General features: G+C 59.5%; 16 protein-coding genes and 2 pseudogenes. 10 read left to right on the top strand and 8 right to left on the bottom strand.

Going from position 1 to position 18,789, the window contains the following annotated elements; genetic code table 11:
* The first annotated feature begins 186 nt into the window (after positions 1–186).
* The 5 genes from AC1DM5_RS07890 to pcaF all read left to right on the top strand — a co-directional run bounded on the left by AC1DM5_RS07890 (position 187) and on the right by pcaF (position 3,912).
* Positions 187–600, top strand: coding sequence for a YbaN family protein (locus AC1DM5_RS07890; RefSeq protein ID WP_477818894.1), 414 nt, complete (start codon positions 187–189; stop codon positions 598–600).
* Positions 584–955, top strand: a complete 372-nt coding sequence (locus AC1DM5_RS07885) for a hypothetical protein (RefSeq protein WP_477818684.1) — start codon at positions 584–586, stop codon at positions 953–955. Before AC1DM5_RS07890 ends, AC1DM5_RS07885 begins: the two co-directional genes overlap by 17 nt.
* Before the next feature lie 350 nt (positions 956–1,305).
* Entirely contained in the window at positions 1,306–2,013 is a 708-nt protein-coding gene (locus AC1DM5_RS07880) for a 3-oxoacid CoA-transferase subunit A (RefSeq protein ID WP_477818683.1), read from the top strand.
* Positions 2,010–2,699, top strand: coding sequence for a CoA transferase subunit B (locus AC1DM5_RS07875; protein ID WP_477818682.1), 690 nt, complete (start codon positions 2,010–2,012; stop codon positions 2,697–2,699). Before AC1DM5_RS07880 ends, AC1DM5_RS07875 begins: the two co-directional genes overlap by 4 nt.
* 10 nt (positions 2,700–2,709) lie before the next feature.
* Entirely contained in the window at positions 2,710–3,912 is a 1,203-nt protein-coding gene (gene pcaF / locus AC1DM5_RS07870; RefSeq protein ID WP_477818681.1) for a 3-oxoadipyl-CoA thiolase, read from the top strand.
* Between the two features lie 7 nt (positions 3,913–3,919).
* Here the strand turns inward: pcaF and AC1DM5_RS07865 are convergent, their stop codons facing one another.
* Entirely contained in the window at positions 3,920–4,807 is an 888-nt protein-coding gene (locus tag AC1DM5_RS07865; RefSeq protein WP_477818680.1) for an amino acid ABC transporter substrate-binding protein, read from the bottom strand.
* Positions 4,808–5,013: 206 nt separating this feature from the next.
* On the opposite strand from AC1DM5_RS07865, the gene AC1DM5_RS07860 reads away from it, so the two are divergent.
* The 3 genes and pseudogenes from AC1DM5_RS07860 to AC1DM5_RS07850 all read left to right on the top strand — a co-directional run bounded on the left by AC1DM5_RS07860 (position 5,014) and on the right by AC1DM5_RS07850 (position 9,074).
* On the top strand, positions 5,014–5,808 hold the full coding sequence (locus AC1DM5_RS07860) for an SDR family NAD(P)-dependent oxidoreductase (protein ID WP_477818679.1): 795 nt from the start codon (positions 5,014–5,016) through the stop codon (positions 5,806–5,808).
* An 83-nt stretch (positions 5,809–5,891) separates the two neighbouring features.
* A complete protein-coding gene (glgX, locus tag AC1DM5_RS07855) occupies positions 5,892–8,048 on the top strand; it encodes a glycogen debranching protein GlgX (RefSeq protein WP_477974825.1) in 2,157 nt (718 codons plus the stop codon).
* Positions 8,049–8,065: 17 nt separating this feature from the next.
* Positions 8,066–9,074: pseudogene (locus AC1DM5_RS07850) on the top strand (DNA topoisomerase IB).
* A gap of 170 nt (positions 9,075–9,244) precedes the next feature.
* On the opposite strand, the gene AC1DM5_RS07845 reads toward AC1DM5_RS07850, so the two are convergent.
* From AC1DM5_RS07845 to AC1DM5_RS07815, 7 genes and pseudogenes are all read right to left on the bottom strand, one after another.
* Complete coding sequence (locus tag AC1DM5_RS07845) at positions 9,245–9,979, bottom strand: glutathione S-transferase (RefSeq protein ID WP_477818676.1); 735 nt, start codon at positions 9,977–9,979, stop codon at positions 9,245–9,247.
* Between the two features lie 17 nt (positions 9,980–9,996).
* Positions 9,997–10,287: a DUF3175 domain-containing protein gene (locus AC1DM5_RS07840; RefSeq protein ID WP_113182963.1), complete on the bottom strand. Its 291-nt coding sequence runs from the start codon at positions 10,285–10,287 to the stop codon at positions 9,997–9,999.
* A gap of 72 nt (positions 10,288–10,359) precedes the next feature.
* Entirely contained in the window at positions 10,360–10,674 is a 315-nt protein-coding gene (locus AC1DM5_RS07835; RefSeq protein WP_007821013.1) for a hypothetical protein, read from the bottom strand.
* A 121-nt stretch (positions 10,675–10,795) separates the two neighbouring features.
* Positions 10,796–13,519 carry a hybrid sensor histidine kinase/response regulator gene (locus AC1DM5_RS07830; RefSeq protein WP_477818675.1) on the bottom strand — a complete coding sequence of 908 codons (2,724 nt, stop codon included), beginning with the start codon at positions 13,517–13,519 and terminating at the stop codon, positions 10,796–10,798.
* Between the two features lie 159 nt (positions 13,520–13,678).
* Complete coding sequence (locus tag AC1DM5_RS07825; protein WP_477818674.1) at positions 13,679–13,858, bottom strand: hypothetical protein; 180 nt, start codon at positions 13,856–13,858, stop codon at positions 13,679–13,681.
* Positions 13,859–14,178: 320 nt separating this feature from the next.
* Positions 14,179–14,511, bottom strand: coding sequence for a DUF2934 domain-containing protein (locus AC1DM5_RS07820; RefSeq protein ID WP_477818673.1), 333 nt, complete (start codon positions 14,509–14,511; stop codon positions 14,179–14,181).
* Positions 14,512–14,653: 142 nt separating this feature from the next.
* A pseudogene (locus AC1DM5_RS07815) lies at positions 14,654–15,296 on the bottom strand (UdgX family uracil-DNA binding protein).
* A gap of 118 nt (positions 15,297–15,414) precedes the next feature.
* On the opposite strand from AC1DM5_RS07815, the gene treZ reads away from it, so the two are divergent.
* Entirely contained in the window at positions 15,415–17,244 is a 1,830-nt protein-coding gene (gene treZ, locus AC1DM5_RS07810) for a malto-oligosyltrehalose trehalohydrolase (RefSeq protein WP_477974823.1), read from the top strand.
* A gap of 76 nt (positions 17,245–17,320) precedes the next feature.
* A complete protein-coding gene (locus AC1DM5_RS07805) occupies positions 17,321–18,784 on the top strand; it encodes a phospholipase D-like domain-containing protein (RefSeq protein WP_477818893.1) in 1,464 nt (487 codons plus the stop codon).
* Positions 18,785–18,789 lie beyond the last annotated feature (5 nt).

The raw sequence follows: 18,789 nt of genomic DNA, 5'->3' as shown, positions 1-18,789 counted from the left end.
GTGCTGGTTCGACGAACTTACGCGTCCGTTGGGCAACCGTCGACGTGAAATATTCGGGCTTCCATGGGTGCGTGGTGAAATATGGCGCCGAGACTTCAAGATGTGAGGCAGCAGGAGATTTTGATCTTTTCGTTGCAGGCCATCGTAGGGCTGACGATCCGATGAGGAGTGCGTGAATTGAGTTCTATGCCTGGCCCGCCGCGCAGTTCGTTCCAACGGGCGGTCTACATTTGCCTTGGTCTGCTGATGGTCGGTCTTGGAATTATCGGTGCCATCCTTCCGCTCATGCCGACGACAATCTTCTTGATCCTGGCTGCGTGGTTCTTCAGCCGGTCATCCCCACGCCTGGAGGCCTATCTGATGCGCAGTCGATTTGGCGGCTCGCTGCGCGACTGGCGTGAAAATGGCGCGATTTCCAGGAAATCCAAGATTTTAGCCTTGATGGGGATGTTGGCCGGATATGCGATATTCTTCGTTACTTCGAAGCCATCGATTTCTATTGCGATCATCGTCGGTGCATTGATCCTGACTTGTGCCACCTATGTCGCTTCGCGGCCAAGTTCCACCCGACGCTGCGAGCCGGATGAAAGCGGCGGCTAATCTGCGTTTACGACAAGAGGCACTTTACAACGAACCTAAACTCAAATTATACGGCGCGCTCGCTATTGCTCCCATACCCCAACATTCCCATCTGAGCGCCATGCCAAAAACTCATAAGCACAAGTTCCTGCGGGAACAATACCGACGCATGCTTGCGTCTGACCACCATATTGATCCACGCTGGCGCGACAGTTTCGACGCCTTCCTGACGGATATTGATCATCTGGCGCCAAACACCGGAAGCCGTCGAATTATTGGTCGCAGGAACCTCAAGCTCGGGTTCGTACCCGGAAATGTCGAATGGCATTGGGAGAGCACGACACTGCCGGCATCGCGGGAAAACAGAGGACGCTAGGCCCGACGCGCGACATGGCCGAAAGCAATCCCGCCAAATCGAGCCTCCACGCAGCTTTGGCCGTGTCTTATCCCTTTTTGAGCGTTTTCTCTTCTGCCGGTCTTGCCTCGGCCGGCCTACCAACAATCTGACGTCATTAAGAACCGGATGGCCGCCTATCCATGGAGGCGGAGCGGCTTTTGCGCGAGCCCCGGTAGTTCGCGTGAGAGTTCCGCGCGCAAATTTCTTTTGTGCGATATACGAACAAATATCAAATATCGCACAAAATTCTTGCCGTCGGGATGGCTGTCGCTTTATGCCTGTCGTCAGGGAGGCACGAGGAGGCCTCATCCCGCAAGGAGAGATCCCGCATGGACAAGATAATCGGGAGCGCGGCTGACGCCGTCTCCAAAATCGGCGATGGCGCCGCCGTCATGATTGGTGGCTTTGGAGGTTCGGGTGCGCCGATCGAGCTCATTCACGCCCTGATCGATAAGGGCCCGAAGAACCTCACGGTCATCAACAACAATGCCGGCAATGGCCGCATCGGTATCGCCGCCATGATCGATGCCGGCATGGTCAGGAAGATGATTTGCTCCTTCCCGCGCTCGTCCGATCCGCGTGCCTTCACCGACAAATACCTTGCCGGGGAAATCGAGCTGGAGCTCGTGCCGCAGGGAACGCTCGCCGAGCGGATCCGCGCCGGCGGAGCCGGCATTCCTGCTTTCTTTACGCCGACCGGCTATGGGACCGATCTTGCAGAAGGCAAGGTCATCGCCGAGTTCGATGGCCGCCACTATGTGCAGGAACGCTGGCTGAAGGCCGATTTTGCGATCGTCAAGGCGCATGTCGGCGATACCCACGGCAACCTCACCTACAACAAGGCCGGCCGCAACTTTAACCCGCTGATGTGCATGGCGGCTGCCAAGACGATCGCGCAGGTCTCGAGCATCGTGCCGGCCGGCGGCATCGATCCTGAGCATGTCGTTACACCCGGCATCTTCGTCGACCGCCTCGTCGAGATCGCCAATCCGCAACAGGAAGAAGAGCTTATTCGAGCCGGGGTGGCCTACGTATGACCGTCGACATCAGAGAAGACATCAAGCTCTCCAACGCCCAGATCGCCTGGCGCGCAGCACAGGACATCGCCGACGGCGCCTATGTGAACCTCGGCATCGGCTTTCCGGAAATGGTTGCCCGCTATCAGCCGCCGGGCCGGCAGGCTATCTTCCATACGGAAAACGGCATTCTCAACTTCGGCGAGGCGCCACCATCAGGCGAAGAGGATTGGGACCTTATCAATGCCGGTAAGAAGGCAGTGACGCTGAAGCCGGGTGCAGCCTTCTTCCATCACGCCGATAGCTTTGCCATGGTACGCGGCGGCCATCTCGATGTCGCAATTCTCGGCGCCTATCAGGTCGCTCAAAACGGCGATCTCGCCAATTGGCGCGTCGGCGCCAAGGGTGTGCCGGCCGTCGGCGGCGCCATGGATCTGGTCCATGGTGCCAAGCAGGTCTGCGTCATCACCGAGCATGTCACCAAGAATGGCGAGCCGAAGCTGGTCGACAAATGCACCTTCCCGCTGACGGGGGTGGCTTGCATCACCCGCATCTATACGAGCCATGCCGTCATCGACATCAAGGACGGACGTTTCGTGCTGCGCGAGAAACTTGGCGCGATGTCGGTCGAGGAACTGCAGGCCATGACCGGTGCGCCGCTCCATATCGAGGGGCCGGTTGCCGATCTCGTCGTTCCCGAACTCTGAGGACAAGTCCATGACCGAAGCCTTTATCTGCGATTATATCCGCACGCCGATCGGCCGCTACGGCGGCTCGCTCTCCTCCGTTCGTGCCGACGATCTCGGCGCCATTCCGCTGAAGGCGTTGATGGCGAAGAACGCTTCCGTCGACTGGGAAGTGGTCGATGACGTCGTCTTCGGCTGCGCCAATCAGGCGGGCGAGGACAACCGCAATGTCGCCCGCATGTCGCTGCTTCTCGCCGGCCTGCCGGTCTCGGTGCCGGGCACAACGATCAATAGGCTCTGCGGCTCAGGCATGGATGCCCTCATCACCGCGGCGCGCGCCATTCGATCAGGCGAAGCCGAACTGATGATTGCCGGCGGCGTGGAAAGCATGTCGCGAGCCCCCTTCGTGATGCCGAAGGCCGATACCGCTTTTTCACGCTCTGCCGAAATCCACGACACGACGATCGGCTGGCGCTTCATCAATCCTCTGATGAAGAAGCAGTATGGCGTCGATTCCATGCCGGAAACCGGCGAGAACGTTGCCGAGGATTACAAAGTGAGCCGCGAGGATCAGGACGCCTTTGCCGTACGCTCACAGGCCAAGGCTGCGGCCTCCCAGGCGAGCGGCAGGCTGGCCAAGGAAATCACCTCGGTGACCATCCCGCAGCGCAAGGGCGATCCGATCATCGTCGAGAAGGATGAACATCCGCGCGCAACCAGCATGGAAGCGCTCGCCAAGCTGCCGACGCCCTTCCGTCAGGGCGGTACGGTGACAGCCGGTAATGCCTCGGGCGTCAATGACGGAGCGGCTGCCCTCATCATCGCTTCGGAAGCGGCGGCTAAGAAATATGGCCTGACGCCGATTGCCCGTATTCTCGGCGGTGCGGCCGGGGCCGTCCCGCCGCGCGTCATGGGCGTTGGACCTGTCCCGGCTTCCCGCAAGCTGATGGCGCGGCTTGGCATGAAGCAGGAACAGTTCGATGTGATCGAGCTTAACGAGGCCTTTGCCAGCCAGGGGCTTGCCGTTCTGCGCGAGCTCGGCATTGCCGATGACGATCAGCGCGTAAACCGCAATGGCGGCGCGATTGCGCTCGGCCATCCGCTCGGCATGTCGGGTGCCCGCATCTCCGGCACCGCAGCACTAGAGCTTGGTGAAACCGGCGGTCGTTATTCGCTATCGACCATGTGCATCGGCGTCGGCCAGGGCATTGCTGTGGCGCTCGAACGGGTCTGAGAGGGGCCTATTCGGGGATCGACTGCATCATGATTTCGCTGCGCAGGGCCGGTGCCTCGGCGCCGAAATAGGCCTTGAGCAGTTTTGGGAAATCGTTCGAGGTGTAGAAGCCCGTCAATGTGCGGTCGACGAGAAGCCGGAAGGCGGAATCGTCGCGCCGCATCGCGATGCCATAGGGTTCGTGTGTGAAAAGGCGGCTGCCGAGCTCGAGTTCGGAAGGGTTGCCCGCCCGGTCGGTAAGGCCGATGAGAAGGGACCGGTCGGCGAAGTAGGCATCGATCTTGTGATCCTCGAGCGCCTTCAAACCGTCCTCATGCGTCGGGAAATCGACGATGCGGGTCTGCGACACGTCGGGACCAATGGCATCGCGCAGCGTTGCACTGGTCGTCGTGCCGGCGCGCACGCCGATCGAGCTCTGGGCGGGCGACTTCAGGTCGACGGCGCTGACGGGGCGCTTGTCGAGAAAGAGAATCTGCAGGTAATCAGGCGAATCCTTGCGCAACAGCGCACTGGCACCTGTCAGGAAGATAGGCTGGGAGAAGTCGACGCTTTCACGCCGGGCAAGATTGATCGTGGTCGCACCGCAGAGCAGATCGATCTTGCCGTCCTTCACCGCGCCGAAACCATCAGACAGCGTCGTCTCGATATAATTCTGCCTGAGGCCTGAAACGTTAAGGCCGACCTCATCGGCGATACGGCGGCAGAGATCGATCGCATAGCCAGCAGGGCTGCCATCCGCCTTCTTGAAGGAGAAGGGCTTCTCGTCGGCGATATAGCCGAGACGGATGATCTTGCTCTGCTTGATCGCGTCGAGTGTCTGGGCATCTGCAGCCCCATAGGCAGAAGGACCGAGGGCAAGGCCCAGAAAAAGCAGCCATCTCACGCGCTTGAGCATGTCTTCCCCTCAAAGAGCGGTAACCCTCACCGCGAACCGAAGGCCGAGACTATGGGCTGCCGGTCATTTGTCAACGGGAGCACCCGTTGCCGCAGGCATGCCATCTCGCTCTTTCGTGCATTGCCCTTCTGCAATCTCGCCTGCTAAGACTGGCACATATCGTTTCATCACCTATGTCCTTGGTTTTTCGGGAGGCTATCGTCGCCATGGCAGATCTTGCTCAATTGCTTGCATCCATCAAAATTCCAGACCTCGCCGGCAAGGCCGTGCTGATTACTGGCGCTTCGACGGGCATTGGCGCTGCTGTCGCCCGCGCTCTGGCCGCTCAGGGCGTCAAGGTCGGCGTGCACTATAATGCCAGCCGTGAACCGGCCGAAAAGCTTGTCGAAGAGATCAGGGCAGCCGGGGCTACGGTGCATCTGGTGCATGGCGACGTCTCGCGGGAAGGTGAAACGGAGCGTGTCGTCGAAGAGACGGCCAAGACCTTCGGCCATCTCGACGGCCTGATCAACAATGCCGGCGGCATGCTCGGCCGCAAGCCGACTTCGGAATATACCGATGAGCATTATGAGAAGGTCATGAACCTCAATGCCCGTTCGGTGCTGGCGGCAACACGCGCTGCCCATCCCTGGCTGAAGAAGCAGGGCGGTTTCATCATCAACACGACCTCGATTGCGGCGCGCAACGGCGGCGGTAACGGTGCAATTCTCTATGCTGCTTCGAAGGGTTTCGTCTCGACGATCACCCACGGCCACGCCAAGGAATTCGTCGCCGACAAGATCCGTGTCAATGCGGTCGCGCCGGGCGTCATCGCCACGCCCTTCCACGAGCGCTATACGAATGACGAGCAGATGGAACTGCAGCGCAAGTCCATTCCAATGGGCTTCGTTGGCACGTCGGAAGATTGCGTCGGCGCTTATCTCTTCCTCGCCTCGCCGACCTTGTCAGGTTACATCACCGGTCAGATCATCGAGGTCAATGGCGGCCAGCTGATGCCCTGATCTGGGCCAGAACGACGCAAACTGAGGGAACTTTCGCACTGCAATGACGTTTCCCGCTTGGCCATTCAGCAAACGGGGGCGTCATGAGCTTTTCCTTCTCCGAACTCGACTTCCTGAAACCGGAGCTGGGGGCGGAATATATCGGTTCGGGCACACATTTTGCGGTTTTCTCCGCACACGCAGAACAGGTGGAGCTCTGTCTGTTCTCTCCCGATGGCAAGAAAGAGATTGCCCGGCTACCGCTGCCGAAGCGCGAGGGTGATATCTGGTCGGGCTACATCGCCGGCGTCGGCCCTGGTACGGTCTATGGCTACCGCGCGCACGGTCCGTACGATCCGAAAAACGGCCATCGCTTCAATGCCAACAAGCTGCTGCTCGACCCCTATGCCAAGCAGGTGCTCGGCGATCTCAAATGGGACGACGCGCTCTATGGGTATACGATCGGCAAGGACGATCTTTCCTTCGACGAGCGCGATAGCGCGCCTTACATGGTCAAGGGTGTCGTTCAGGATCCGGAATTCGACTGGGCCGGCGAACAAGCGATCCGGCGGCCATGGCCGGAGACGATCATCTATGAGGCGCACGTCCGGGGACTGACGATGCTACATCCGAAAGTGCCGGACAGATTGCGTGGCACCTTCCCCGGCATGTGCAGCGATCCGATCATCGATCATCTCTTGAAGCTCGGCATTTCCGCGATCGAGCTGCTGCCGATCCAGTTCTTCCCGAACGACCGCTATCTCGAAGAGAAGAAACTCACGAATTACTGGGGCTACCAGACGCTCGGTTTCTTCGCACCGCAGGCACGCTATCTCTCGGGTGACAAGATCACTGAGATCAAGACCATGGTGAGGAAGTTCCATGCCGCCGGCATCGAAGTCATCATGGACGTCGTCTATAACCACACGGCCGAGGGCAGCGAGAAGGGGCCAACGATGTCTTTCCGCGGTCTCGACAACGCAAGCTACTACATCCTCTCGCCCGACGATCCGCGCCATACTTTCGATACGACAGGCACCGGCAATACGCTGAACGTCGCTCATCCGATGGTCATGCGTATGGTGCTGGACAGTCTGCGTTATTGGGTCGGCGCCATGCATATCGATGGTTTCCGCTTCGATCTTGCCAGCACGCTCGGCCGCCAGGATATGGAATTCGACCGGCAGGGCCTGTTCTTCGGCGCGATCCGTCAGGATCCGATCCTTGCAGGGGTCAAGCTGATCGCCGAACCTTGGGATGTTGGAGCCGGCGGCTATCAGGTCGGCGGCTTCCCGCATCCTTTCCGCGAGTGGAACGATAAGTTCCGTGACGATGTACGCCGCTTCTGGAAGGGAGACGGCGGAATGGTGTCGGAGATCTCGCAGCGCATCACCGGCTCGGCGGTGCAGTTCAATCACTCGGCTCGCGGGGCGACGTCATCAATTAATCTGCTATCGGCGCATGACGGCTTCACGCTGACGGATACTGTTTCCTTCGACGACAAGCACAATGAGGCAAATGGCGAGGACAACAGGGACGGACATTCAGACAATCATTCGGACAATATGGGTGCCGAGGGCGTGACCGATAACGAGGACATCAACAGGCTGCGAGTACGCCGGCGCCGTAACATGATGGCAACCTTGATGCTCTCTCAGGGCGTGCCGATGATCCTTGCCGGCGATGAGGTCGGCAACGGTCAGGGCGGTAACAACAATGCCTATTGTCAGGACAATGAGATTGGCTGGACAAAATGGGACGGCCTCGATGATCCTTTCCTTGATTTCTGCCGCAAGGTCGTCGCGTTCCGCAGGGCGCATCCGGTGCTGAGGCAGGAACGCTTTCTGACAGGTGACAGTACCGAAGACGGCCGGATCGAAATCGCCTGGTACAAGCCGGACGCCAGTTTCATGGATGACGGCGCCTGGAACGACGACGGACTTCAAGTGCTCGGCGTCTACCTCTCGAAGAGTGCGCATTCCCCAGATACCGAGGAGATGGACGATCTCTATCTGGTTTTCAATGCTGGCGGCGATTGCGAGGTGCATTTGCCCGAGGTCAATGGCCTGAAGCACTGGGCGCGTGTACTCGATACCGGTGCTGAGGAGGATGCTTTCAAGCTCCATGAGCAGGAAGGTCCCGTCATGGTTTATGCCCAAAGCATTGCAGTCTTTGCGCCGAAGGGGCAGACCCGCCCGCCAAAGGATGCAAGCAAGGCCGAACGGCGCAGGTGGTTCCATTTCGGTCGGCGGAGCAGGTGACGGATCAATAGCAAGCAATGAATGCCAACGTCATCGCCGAGCTTGGTCTGATTTATGTCAGCGATACCGAACCGGGTATCCGCAGACGACGAAAAGGCAAGGGCTTCAGTTATACGCTGCCAGACGGGAAAACACTGGCCGACGAGGTCCAGCGGGCGCGTATCCATGCGCTCGGCCTGCCGCCGGCCTATGAAAATGTGTGGATCTGCATCGACGAACGGTCATCTGCAGGCCACCGGCTTCGATGTGCGTGGCCGCAAACAATACCGCTATCACAAGGATTGGCAGGCCTTCCGCAGCACCGGCAAATTCCATCAACTCATCGAGTTCGGCAATGCACTGCCAAAGATCCGGCGAACAGTGCTGCGCCATCTCGATACCGGCGCAGAGGACATCAACGGTGTGCTTGCCGCGCTGACGATATTGCTCGACGAAGCGCATCTGCGCGTCGGCAACCAGGCCTATGTAAAGCAGAATGATACCTATGGTGCAACAACACTGCTGAAGCGCCATCTGAAGATCGTTGACGGTCGCATCGAATTGAAATTCCGCGCCAAGGGCGGCAAGCGCGTGCAGCGCAGTCTCAAACATCCACGCCTGCAGAAGATATTGGAGGAGATCGCCGATCTGCCGGGCAGGCAGCTCTTCGTCTGGAAAGACGAGACAGGTGCGCTGAAACCGATCGATTCCGGCCGACTGAATGCCTATCTCGCTGACATCTCGGGCATTGCCATTTCCGCCAAGACCTTCCGCACATGGGCAGGTTCGCTTGCCGCTTTCTGCGCGGCACGCAGTGCCGCCTCAGAAGGACGACGGCCGACCGTCAAGGAGATGTCGGAAGCTGCGGCCGACGTCCTGCATAATACGCCGGCGATCTCGCGCTCCAGCTACATCCACCCGGCAATCATTGCGCTTTCATCCAAGGATGAGACGCTGGAGGAGGGCAGTAGCGAGCCCCTGCGTGGGCTTCGGGCGGATGAGAACCGCATGCTGGATTTCCTGGCACGCCAGAGCGTTCCCGAATGAACAAAAGAACCCGAGGTTGCACCGCAGGTTTTTGAGTTTACAGGAGGGTAAATGTCAGGCGGCGCACTTCTCGTCGCAGCCTTCCTCGACCTCTTTGGTATCTTGAAATCGGGATCGAAGGCAAAATCGATGGCGCTCCTAATCGTTCCCGAAATACTTAGCAATGCGGCTCAGGACGCATCGATATCGAGTTCTGGATAATGGCGGAAAATCCCCTCGGTACTGAAGGGAAGACGGCGGTCGGATTTCAGATAGCGGGCTATGTTGGGACGCTGCTCGACGCTGTCATGGAGGGCCGCAAGCAGCGGATATTTGCTGCGGTAGCTGCTCATCGCTCTCGGGAAGGCATAAAGCAGTCCCTCGACGACCTGGAATAGCGAGAGGTCCACATAGGTCAGCGCATCGCCGGCTATATGTTTCGCGCCCTCCGGGTTCTGTTGCAGAACGCGTTCGAAATAGTTGAGGAATTTCGGGACGCGTTCCTTGATGAAGTCGGCTGAGCGCGCCTTCGCTTCGTCCTTCTGATCCTCATAGTAGAGCGAGGTTGCAATCGGGTGATGTGTGTCATGCACCTCGGCCACGAAGTCGGTGATTGTCAGCTGCAACCCGTTCACGACATAGCGCAGCCCCTCGTCATCAGGCGCAAGCCCAAGTCTGGTGCCGAGATAGAGGAGGATGTTGGCGACATGCGGAATGATGAGATCGCCGTCCCTAAGGAAGGGCGGGGCGAAAGGGATATGTGCCTCGCTGTCGCTCTGCATAATGGCGAACATCGCGCCGGTGCCACGCCCGCGGCCGGATTGGCGGGTAATGTCGATATAGTCGGCACCCGCTTCCTCGAGTGCCAGCCGCACAAATTCTCCACGGCCCTGGATGCCGTCCCAATAATAAAGCTCGTAAGTCATTTGCCCTCGTAATGTCTTTAACGCCTTGTTTCGCGGCCGAAATCCTTGCGAAGTTCGTCCTTCGTCTTTTCAAGTGTGTCCTTCTGCTTCTTCGTCAACTGCTCTCCGGCACGGTTGATGTAGAAATTCAACATCGACATGGCCGACCGAAAGGGGCTCGATTTGCGCCGGTCGCTGTCGTCGGCCGAGTGTTTCAGGGAAGCGGCGATCTTCTTCGGATCGTTGGATGTGAAGACACCTTCCTTGAGGTCCATGGCGTCACTGTTTTCGGTGACATCCTGTGACCATTTCTTCTTGCTCTTCGCCATTGCGAGTGTCCTTTAGAGCGGCGGCTGGTGGCCTCGCGCCACCTGCCGCGTTGCTGGCGCCTGATGGTGCCGTCAGTGATGGGCGTGGTGTTCGTTGCGCTTGCGGGTGGCGGCTGCCTTCTTGGCGGAAGCGGAGCGTTCTTCTTTCGAGCGGGATGCGGAGGCATGGCCGCCGATCCGTCCGCCTTTTTCGGAGGATTCGTTCGTATCCTTCTTGCCGCGCCCGGAGCCTGATTTGTTGCCGCCGCCGCTTTCCTTGTTGACGGTTGCCCATGCACGGCGTTCAGCCTCCCCTTGGGATACGCCGCGGTCCTCATAGCCTTCCTCGATATGCTCGGCCTTTCTCTTCTGCTTGTCGGTATAAGCGGATTTGTCACCTCTCGGCATGGCTGCCTCCTCTGGTTCGAAAGAGGCTCAACCGCCGGCCATCCAAAAAGTTCCGAGGCCGTCTCGGCCGCCGCCCGTTTGGGAAATATCCGCAACTTGAAGGTTCTGACGCAGTCGGGGCCTAGGCAATGGGACGCTGGCGGGAAGCGGTCTTCACCGCGCGGTCGAGTGCTGCGGTGGTAAACGGCTTTGGCAGCAGCACGGAACCGGAAAAGCGGTTCGCATCCGGCGGATTGCTGTTGCCAGTCGCAAAGACGAGGCCGACCGACGGGAAGGCTTCGCGCGCCAGCGCTGCGAAGGCCGGGCCGGACATGCCCGGCAAGCCGACATCGGCAACGATAATATCTGTATTCGTATCTGCGCTGCGCAGGAGTTCGATGCCCTGTTCTCCGCTGTCGGCTTCGATCACGTCATAGCCGAGATCCCGCAGGATTTCGGCAGTATCCATGCGGATGAAGGCATCATCCTCGACCAGCAGAAGCTTCAGCCTGGGCTGGACGATGCCGCGCGGTTGCTCGCTACCCGGCAGCGGTGCCGGGTTGGTATGGCGGCGTTGCACCTGGTTGGCAAGGACGTGGCGGACTTTCCGCGCCAATGCCTCCCGTGTGTATGGCTTGGAGAGGAGCTCCAGGCCAGGATCGAGCCGGCCGCCATGGACGATCGAGTTTTCGGTATAGCCTGACGTATAAAGCACGGCGACGTTGGGCAGGCGCTCGCGGGCCATGCGTGCGAGCTCCGGGCTCTTCAGCGGACCAGGCATGACGACGTCGGTAAAAAGCAGGTCGATATGCGCGCCGCTTTCGATCACGGTCAATGCGCTTTGCGCGTCCTTGGCCTTAAGTACGTGGTAGCCGAGATCGATCAGCATCTCGACAACGGCTGCGCGCACACCTTCGTCATCCTCGGCGACCAGAATCGTCTCGGTGCCGCCGGTTGCGGGAACATTGTCGCCAGTGGTGATCCGGTCTTCGCTTTGGAAGGAGCGGGGAAGATAAAGCTTCACCGTCGTGCCTTCGCCGATCTCGCTGTAGATCTTCACATGGCCCCCGGACTGCTTGGCGAAACCGTAGACCATGGAGAGGCCGAGACCGGTGCCCTTACCCTCCGGTTTGGTGGAGAAAAACGGTTCGAAAGCCTGCTCGATGATCTCCGGTGGCATGCCTGTGCCAGTGTCGGTCACAGCGAGCACCACATATTGGCCGGCTGCGACCTCCGGATGAGTGCGGCTATAGGAGTCGTCGAGAAAGGCGTTGCCCACTTCGATCGTCAGTTTGCCTGCTCCATCCATTGCATCGCGGGAGTTGATCGCAAGGTTCAGCAGCGCGTTCTCGATTTGGATCGGGTCGGCGAAACTGTTCCAGAGGCCGCCGGAGACCATGGTCTCCACTTCGATTTCCTCACCGAGCGTGCGGCGCAGCATGTCATCCATTGCGGAGACGAGGCGGCCGATATTGATCACCTTCGGCTCCAGAGGCTGGCGGCGGCCGAAGGCGAGAAGCTGGCTGGCGAGCCGCGATCCGCGCTCGACGGCGGATAGAGCGTTGGAGATGCGATCCTTGGCCCGGCCATTATTCGTCACATCCTTGCCGAGAAGCTGGAGATTGCCTGAAATGACCTGCAACAGGTTGTTGAAATCGTGCGCGACACCGCCGGTGAGCTTGCCGATCGATTCCATCTTCTGCGCCTGCTGCAGGGCTGCTTCCGCCTGCTGGCGTTCGAGAATTTCGGCGGCGACACGGACTTCAAGCGTTTCGTTCAGCTTGCGGAGCTGATCCTCGGCCTCGCGGCGCTGGACGATCTCAAGCTCGGCAGCGCGGATGAGCCGGGCGTTGTCGATTGCGACGGCAGACTGGCCAGCCACGCTGACGAGGCTTGCCTCCGCCGCATCCGAAAAGCGGGCGGGCTGGCTGTGACCGAAGAACAGCCCGCCAATGACGTTGCCGTCGCGCGACTTGACCGGCACGGCGAGATAGCTGCGCACAGGAAGGTGGCCGCTCGGCATCCCGGAATGCGGCGCATTCTGCCCGTAGCGGGGATCAAGCAGGATATCGTCGGAGCGCACGACGCCCTCGCCGCTGAAAGTCGGTGCAAAAACCTTGGTGTTGCGCGGCATCGGAAGCCTGTCGAAATGTTTCCGGTCGACACCCGACAGCGCGTAAAGCATGTAACTGCCGCCTTCACCATCATCGACATTGTAGAAGAAGGCGCCGAATTCGGCGCCCGTCAACGCTACCCCGGCATCGACCGCGATCTGTGTCAGGCGATCGACATTGAGTTCGGCGGTAATCGCCGAGCCGGCCCTGTTAACGACGGCGAGTGTTGCGGATTTTTCCCGCGCCTCATCCAAAGCGAGGCGCTCCCGGTGCTTGGCAAGCACCTGGTCCGTCACTTCCATCGTCGCGCAGAGAATGCCGGCGACCTTGCCGTCATCGTCCCGCAGCGGCGTATAGGAAAAGGTGAACCAGGTATCTTCCGTCTGTCCGTCGCGCCGCATGGGCACGTGCAGCTCCTTGTAGAGCTGCGACTGCCCCTTAAGCGTGGCTTCCACGATCGGCTCGAACTGCGGCCAGATATCCGACCACACCTGCTGAAATGGTTTTCCGAGGGCGGCAGGATGCCGTTCGGGAAAGATCGCGACATAGGCGTCGTTATAGATGAAGGCGAGTTCGGGACCCCAGGCGACGAATTTCGGCTGGCGTGAATTGACCACCATTTCCGCGATATGCCGGAGTGAACTCGGCCAGGCTTCGACTGACCCGATGCCGGAAGCATCCAAACCATTCCGGCGCAGCAGATTCCCGATTTCGCTATCGCCTTCCGGCCAGCGGCCCCCAACCCGTGCCATCAAAAATCGCTTTCAATCTTACTGTGGCATCACCCGAGCCGGGTCTGCCGGTCCACCGTCGACAAAATAGAGGCGTCGGGCAGGAGGGAAAGAGCGAGCTGCAAATATCGTTAACCGGGCAAAGCGTCCGATTACGCGCAAAAAAGCTGTTTATGTTTGTTATTCCTGGTCCAGCTTCTGCGAGGCGATGAAGGCGCGGCTCAAAGCAAAAGAACGAAGCTGTATCGGCTTGCGCGGATCGCGAAAAAATACGCCGACTATATTGTCAACCAGAAGGATGAGCCCCAGTGCGAAACCGACATAGAGTAAAGCGGCGATCAGAAGAAGCGACATCTCCATCCCTCACACCTGTGCTGGAAAACCCCGGCCGGAGGCCGCAGGAACTGGGATGGCAAGGGAATGGGCGAAATGGTTGTTCATGGCAACTTCCCCTGTTTGCCCATAAACAGCCGGAGGATACTCTTGTTCCCCGTTTCGAGGGGTGGACGCAGCTTTTTAAAAAGCTGTCCAGACGGACGTTTCATTCGGCTTGTGGTCACCCCCGCATAGAAGCTGGCGCTTCATGAGTTTCTTAGCGCGCAACTAATTCAAACTTATGACAAAAAAAGCTAAGGGGCGCCGCGAAGGCGCCCTTTTCATTGCAATTTGAATATTTCTCTTCAGGAAGCCGACTTGCGTACGGCTGTCCGTTTCGGGGCCGGTTTGACGATGCCGTTGGTCTTTGTGTTTGTTGCCGCCTGTTTGGCAGGTTTCTTGGCTTCGCTGCCATTCGTGACCTCAGCCGCTACTGCCGGTGCCGCCGTCTTGGCTGCCGCCCGTTTCGCCCGAGGTTTCACTTCCTTGCCGTTTGGAGATTTTGAAGCCCCCTTGAGCGTGTCATGCTCGGCCCTTGCTTGTTCCCAATGAACGGAATCCCGTCCCGTCGGGTGTCCCTCTTCTTCCCAGAGGGCATATGCACGTTTCTTTATCCACTCTTCCCGAGTTTCTGCCATCGCTGATCTCCAGTCACAACATGCCGTCGTTCGAACGCGATACCGTTGAAAAGGTTCCAGACTATGGGGCCGGTTTCAAGTGGATTTGCCAAGTAAATCGGGAATATTTTTGCGTTGCAGTATTTATAGGCAATAACTCGTTCTAGTTGCCTTGATATTGGACAGCACGGTGCAGGTCCTCGACGAAATTCGCACGTTGGCGCGCGACATCCTCTTCCTCGCGAATCCGCAGGAGGAAGGAAGGGTGAATGGTCACGAGCACCGGCGGACGGTTCTCTGGCGTGAGGATGTGGCCGCGCTCGGGTGTCAGTTTCACCCTCGAGCCAAGGAGAGAATAAAGTGCTGTCGCACCGAGCGCGACAAGGAGATTAGGCCGCACGACGCTGATTTCGGCACCGAGCCACCAGGCGCAGCGCTGGATCTTCCCGGCATTGGGTTTCGAATGCAGGCGGCGCTTGCCGTGAGGCTCGAACTTGAAGTGCTTGACCGCATTGGTGACGTAGCATCGCGAGCGGTCGAGCCCAGCCTCTTCGAGGCAGATGTCGAGCAGGCGTCCCGCCGGGCCTACGAAGGGGCGTCCCGCGATATCCTCCTTGTCGTCGGGCTGTTCGCTGACGAGCATGATCTCGGCCTTTTGTGATCCCTTCGCCGAAGACGAGCTGGGTGCCGTTCTTGTAGAGTTCGCAGCGCGTGCAGCCTTCCGCCTGATGTCTAAGCTGATCGAGGCTGGCGGCGTCGGCGCTTTCAAGCGTGAAGGCGGGGCCGAATTTCGGTGCGACGTTCATGGCGGCAATATCTTGGCTTTCAACCTCAACCGATCGCGCCGCGGATTGTTCCTGCTCGTTCGGAACAACCCGCAGCCTCAGGAATTTGATGCTGATTGGAAATCACACGGGGTGAGGGATGAACCAGATTTCACAGACAGGCACGATCACGGAAGGCACGGGACGCTGGGGTGCCGCGCTGCTCGCGGCTGGCGGCGCACGTTTTCGTCTCTGGACGCAGGGTGAGAATGCGATCTCGCTGCGGCACCTCGGCCGGGATATCCCGATGCAGGACGTCGGTGGCGGCTGGTTCGAAGCCACTGCGGCGCAAGCATCCGCCGGCGATGAGTACATGTTCGTCCTCCCTGATGGAAAAGCCGTGCCGGACCCTGCGTCACGGGCGCAGACAGGCGACGTGCATGGGCCGTCTCTGATCGTCGATCCAAGCTATCAATGGCAGAGCTCGCGCTGGCGCGGCCGTCCCTGGGAAGAGGCCGTCATCAGCGAAATCCATATCGGTGCCTTTACGCCTGAGGGTACGTTCCGGGCTGCTGCGGAGAAACTGAAGCATCTTGCGGAAACCGGCATCACGGCTGTCGAAGTGATGCCGGTTGCGCAATTTGCCGGCAATCGCGGCTGGGGTTACGATGGCGTGCTACACTATGCGCCGCATTCCGCTTACGGCACGCCAGCCGATTTCAAGGCCTTCATCGATACGGCACATGGCCTCGGCATCATGGTGCTGCTCGACGTCGTCTACAATCATTTCGGACCCGAGGGCAATTATCTTCACACCTATGCGCCCAGCTTTTTCCGCAAAGACCGAGAAACACCCTGGGGGGCGGCGATCGATTTCGGGCGGGAACCGGTGCGGCGCTTCTTCATCGAGAATGCGCTCTACTGGATCGGTGAGTTCCGGTTGGACGGGCTCAGGCTCGATGCCGTGGAGCAAATCCATGATACCTCTGAAAAGCATGTGCTTTCGGCCATGGCCGAAGAAGTGAAAGCCACCTTCGCCGACAGGCAGGTTCATCTCGTCGTCGAAGACCAGCGCAATCTCGTGGAATTGCTGGTCCGCAACGAGAACGGCGCTCCCAAAGCTTACGAGGCCGAATGGAACGATGATTTCCATCATGTGGCACACATCATCGCGACCGGCGAAACCATCGGCCACTACAAGCCTTTCGCCGATCAGCTCTGGCATAAGCTTCGCCTTGCGCTTCAGCATGGCTTCATCTATCCGGATCGCACCGATACGCCGGAACTACCTGTCGGCGATCGTCGCTACGTGCCGCCGACCGCCTTTGTCGATTTCCTGCAGAACCACGACCAGATCGGCAACCGCGCTTTCGGCGAGCGGTTGGTGAGCCTTTCCGATCCCGATATGCTGGATGCGCTGACAGCGATACTCTTGCTCTCACCGCACATTCCCTTCCTCTTCATGGGGGAGGAGTATGGGGAGAGGCAGCCCTTCAATTTCTTCACTGATTACACGGGTGAGCTCGCCAAAATAGTCCGCGAGGGTCGCATGGCGGAAGCCGAGGGTTTCGGTGGATTGAAGGCTGGCAGGACCGCGGCCGAACTGCCCGATCCGAATGCCCTTTCGACCTTCGAGAATTCGAAACTCGGCTGGCAATGGCGGGAGAACGAAGAGGGCCGGAAAAGCTTGGCTTTCGTCGCTGAGCTCCTGAAGCTGCGCAAGACCTATATCGTACCGCTGCTGCGGCAGAGCTGGACCATCGAGAGCGGCGCGCTGGAGGCGTCCGAAGGGACGGTGGCCATCTGGTGGAAGTTTGCGAATTTGACTCTGGCGCTACGCGCCAATTTGTCGGGGCAGGCGCTGGTCTTGCCGTCGGTCGCCGGGACGGTGATCTACGAGCGCTACGGCAAGGAAGCAAAGTCCGCCGAGAATGGCGCGCTGCCGCCGCATTCGGTTGTCTTTGCCATCGATATTGAGCCGGCAAATTAAGCATCTGAAAATTTCGCGTTGAGAGCGAGCCGCGCACTGATTGAACGCAGACGATTCGCGGCTATATCCTGTGGCGATGTTCCAACTGCTGTCGACCTACTGGCCGCATATCCTCTTCGTCATCTCCATTGCCATGGGGGCAGCGGCGGCGATCCACGCTACCATGACCAAGGAAGAGGTCCGGGCTGCGACCGGCTGGGTGGGTGTGATCATCCTCTCGCCGATCATTGGYGCGCTGCTGTACATGATTGCCGGCATCAACCGTATCCGCCGCAAGTCGCTGAGCCTTCGCCGCGACGCGTTGCTGCCTGCCGCTGATCTGGACGAGCTCGAAAAGTTTGACGCGGAGACCGATGCCGTCATCAGCCAGTTCGGCCGGCGTTTTGCTGCCCTGCAGACGCTCGGCGATCGCGTCACGCGCTATCCGTTGACGACGGGCAATACGATCGACATGCTGGAAAATGGCGACGAAGCCTATGCGGCGATGAAGACCGCAATCGATGGCGCCGAGCGCAGTATCCTGCTGGAAACCTATATCTTCGACCGTGACAGGATCGGACTGCGCATCGCTGATGCGCTGATTGCAGCCGTCAAGCGAGGCGTGGAAGTGCGCGTGCTGATCGATGCGGTTGGTGCGCGCTATTCGGTGCCGAGCATTCTCGGATACCTGAAGGACGGCGGCGTGACCGTCGATGTCTTCAATGGCAATGTCATCATGGGCCTGAGGTTGCCCTACGCAAACCTGCGCACACACCGCAAGATCCTGATCGCGGATGGAAAGATCGCACTGACGGGTGGCATGAATATCCGCGAAGGCTTCAGCGAGGAGGCGGTCGGCGAGAGTTTTGCCCATGACACGCATTTCAGCGTCAGCGGCCCGGCGGTGGCCGATCTCTTCGACGTCGCGGCCGAGGACTGGCGCTTCACGACAGGCGAAGTCCTGAACGGCGAGGCCTGGCGCAGCGACCGACTGGAGCGCAAGCGCGGCGATCCGGTCTTCTTGCGCGTCGTCGCTTCCGGACCGGACCGGAGCGTGGAGACGAACCACAAGATGCTGATAGGTGCCTTTTCCGTAGCGCGCCAGTCGATCCGGATCATGTCGCCTTACTTTCTGCCGGACCGGGAGCTGATCAGTGCGCTGACGACGGCGGCCCGGCGTGGCGTGGAGGTTGATATCGTTGTGCCTGCCGCCAACAATCTCGTTCTGGTCGACCGGGCGATGACGGCGCAGTTCGACCAGATCGTCAAGAACTACTGCCGCATCTGGCGTTCGACCGGCAGCTTCAGCCATTCCAAGCTTCTCTCTATCGACGGAACCTGGGCCTATGTCGGTTCCTCCAATCTCGATCCGCGCTCGCTGCGGCTGAATTTCGAAGTCGATCTCGAAGTGCTGAATGCCGGCTTTGCCGCCGAAATCGATGAGCGCATCGACGATGCCATCAAGTCCGCCACGCCGGTTACGCTCGAGGGGCTGTGGTCCCGGCCCTTCCTGGTGCGGCTCCTCGAAAAGGTGCTGTGGCTCGGTTCCCCATATCTTTGACAGAG

The organism is Rhizobium sp. 01T437, from assembly GCF_056398505.1.
This window is presented reverse-complemented; position numbering and strand designations above follow the sequence as displayed.

What these genes read in the sequence shown, in the direction of transcription:
- AC1DM5_RS07875 (WP_477818682.1), top strand. Translation starts at nt 2,010, where the DNA reads ATGACCGTCGACATCAGAGAAGACATCAAGCTCTCCAACGCCCAGATC.
- AC1DM5_RS07865 (WP_477818680.1), bottom strand. Translation starts at nt 4,807, where the DNA reads ATGCTCAAGCGCGTGAGATGGCTGCTTTTTCTGGGCCTTGCCCTCGGT.
- treZ (WP_477974823.1), top strand. Translation starts at nt 15,415, where the DNA reads ATGAACCAGATTTCACAGACAGGCACGATCACGGAAGGCACGGGACGC.
- AC1DM5_RS07860 (WP_477818679.1), top strand. Translation starts at nt 5,014, where the DNA reads ATGGCAGATCTTGCTCAATTGCTTGCATCCATCAAAATTCCAGACCTC.
- glgX (WP_477974825.1), top strand. Translation starts at nt 5,892, where the DNA reads ATGAGCTTTTCCTTCTCCGAACTCGACTTCCTGAAACCGGAGCTGGGG.
- AC1DM5_RS07890 (WP_477818894.1), top strand. Translation starts at nt 187, where the DNA reads ATGCCTGGCCCGCCGCGCAGTTCGTTCCAACGGGCGGTCTACATTTGC.
- AC1DM5_RS07840 (WP_113182963.1), bottom strand. Translation starts at nt 10,287, where the DNA reads ATGGCGAAGAGCAAGAAGAAATGGTCACAGGATGTCACCGAAAACAGT.
- AC1DM5_RS07880 (WP_477818683.1), top strand. Translation starts at nt 1,306, where the DNA reads ATGGACAAGATAATCGGGAGCGCGGCTGACGCCGTCTCCAAAATCGGC.
- AC1DM5_RS07845 (WP_477818676.1), bottom strand. Translation starts at nt 9,979, where the DNA reads ATGACTTACGAGCTTTATTATTGGGACGGCATCCAGGGCCGTGGAGAA.
- AC1DM5_RS07830 (WP_477818675.1), bottom strand. Translation starts at nt 13,519, where the DNA reads ATGGCACGGGTTGGGGGCCGCTGGCCGGAAGGCGATAGCGAAATCGGG.
- AC1DM5_RS07835 (WP_007821013.1), bottom strand. Translation starts at nt 10,674, where the DNA reads ATGCCGAGAGGTGACAAATCCGCTTATACCGACAAGCAGAAGAGAAAG.
- AC1DM5_RS07820 (WP_477818673.1), bottom strand. Translation starts at nt 14,511, where the DNA reads ATGGCAGAAACTCGGGAAGAGTGGATAAAGAAACGTGCATATGCCCTC.
- pcaF (WP_477818681.1), top strand. Translation starts at nt 2,710, where the DNA reads ATGACCGAAGCCTTTATCTGCGATTATATCCGCACGCCGATCGGCCGC.
- AC1DM5_RS07885 (WP_477818684.1), top strand. Translation starts at nt 584, where the DNA reads ATGAAAGCGGCGGCTAATCTGCGTTTACGACAAGAGGCACTTTACAAC.
- AC1DM5_RS07825 (WP_477818674.1), bottom strand. Translation starts at nt 13,858, where the DNA reads ATGGAGATGTCGCTTCTTCTGATCGCCGCTTTACTCTATGTCGGTTTC.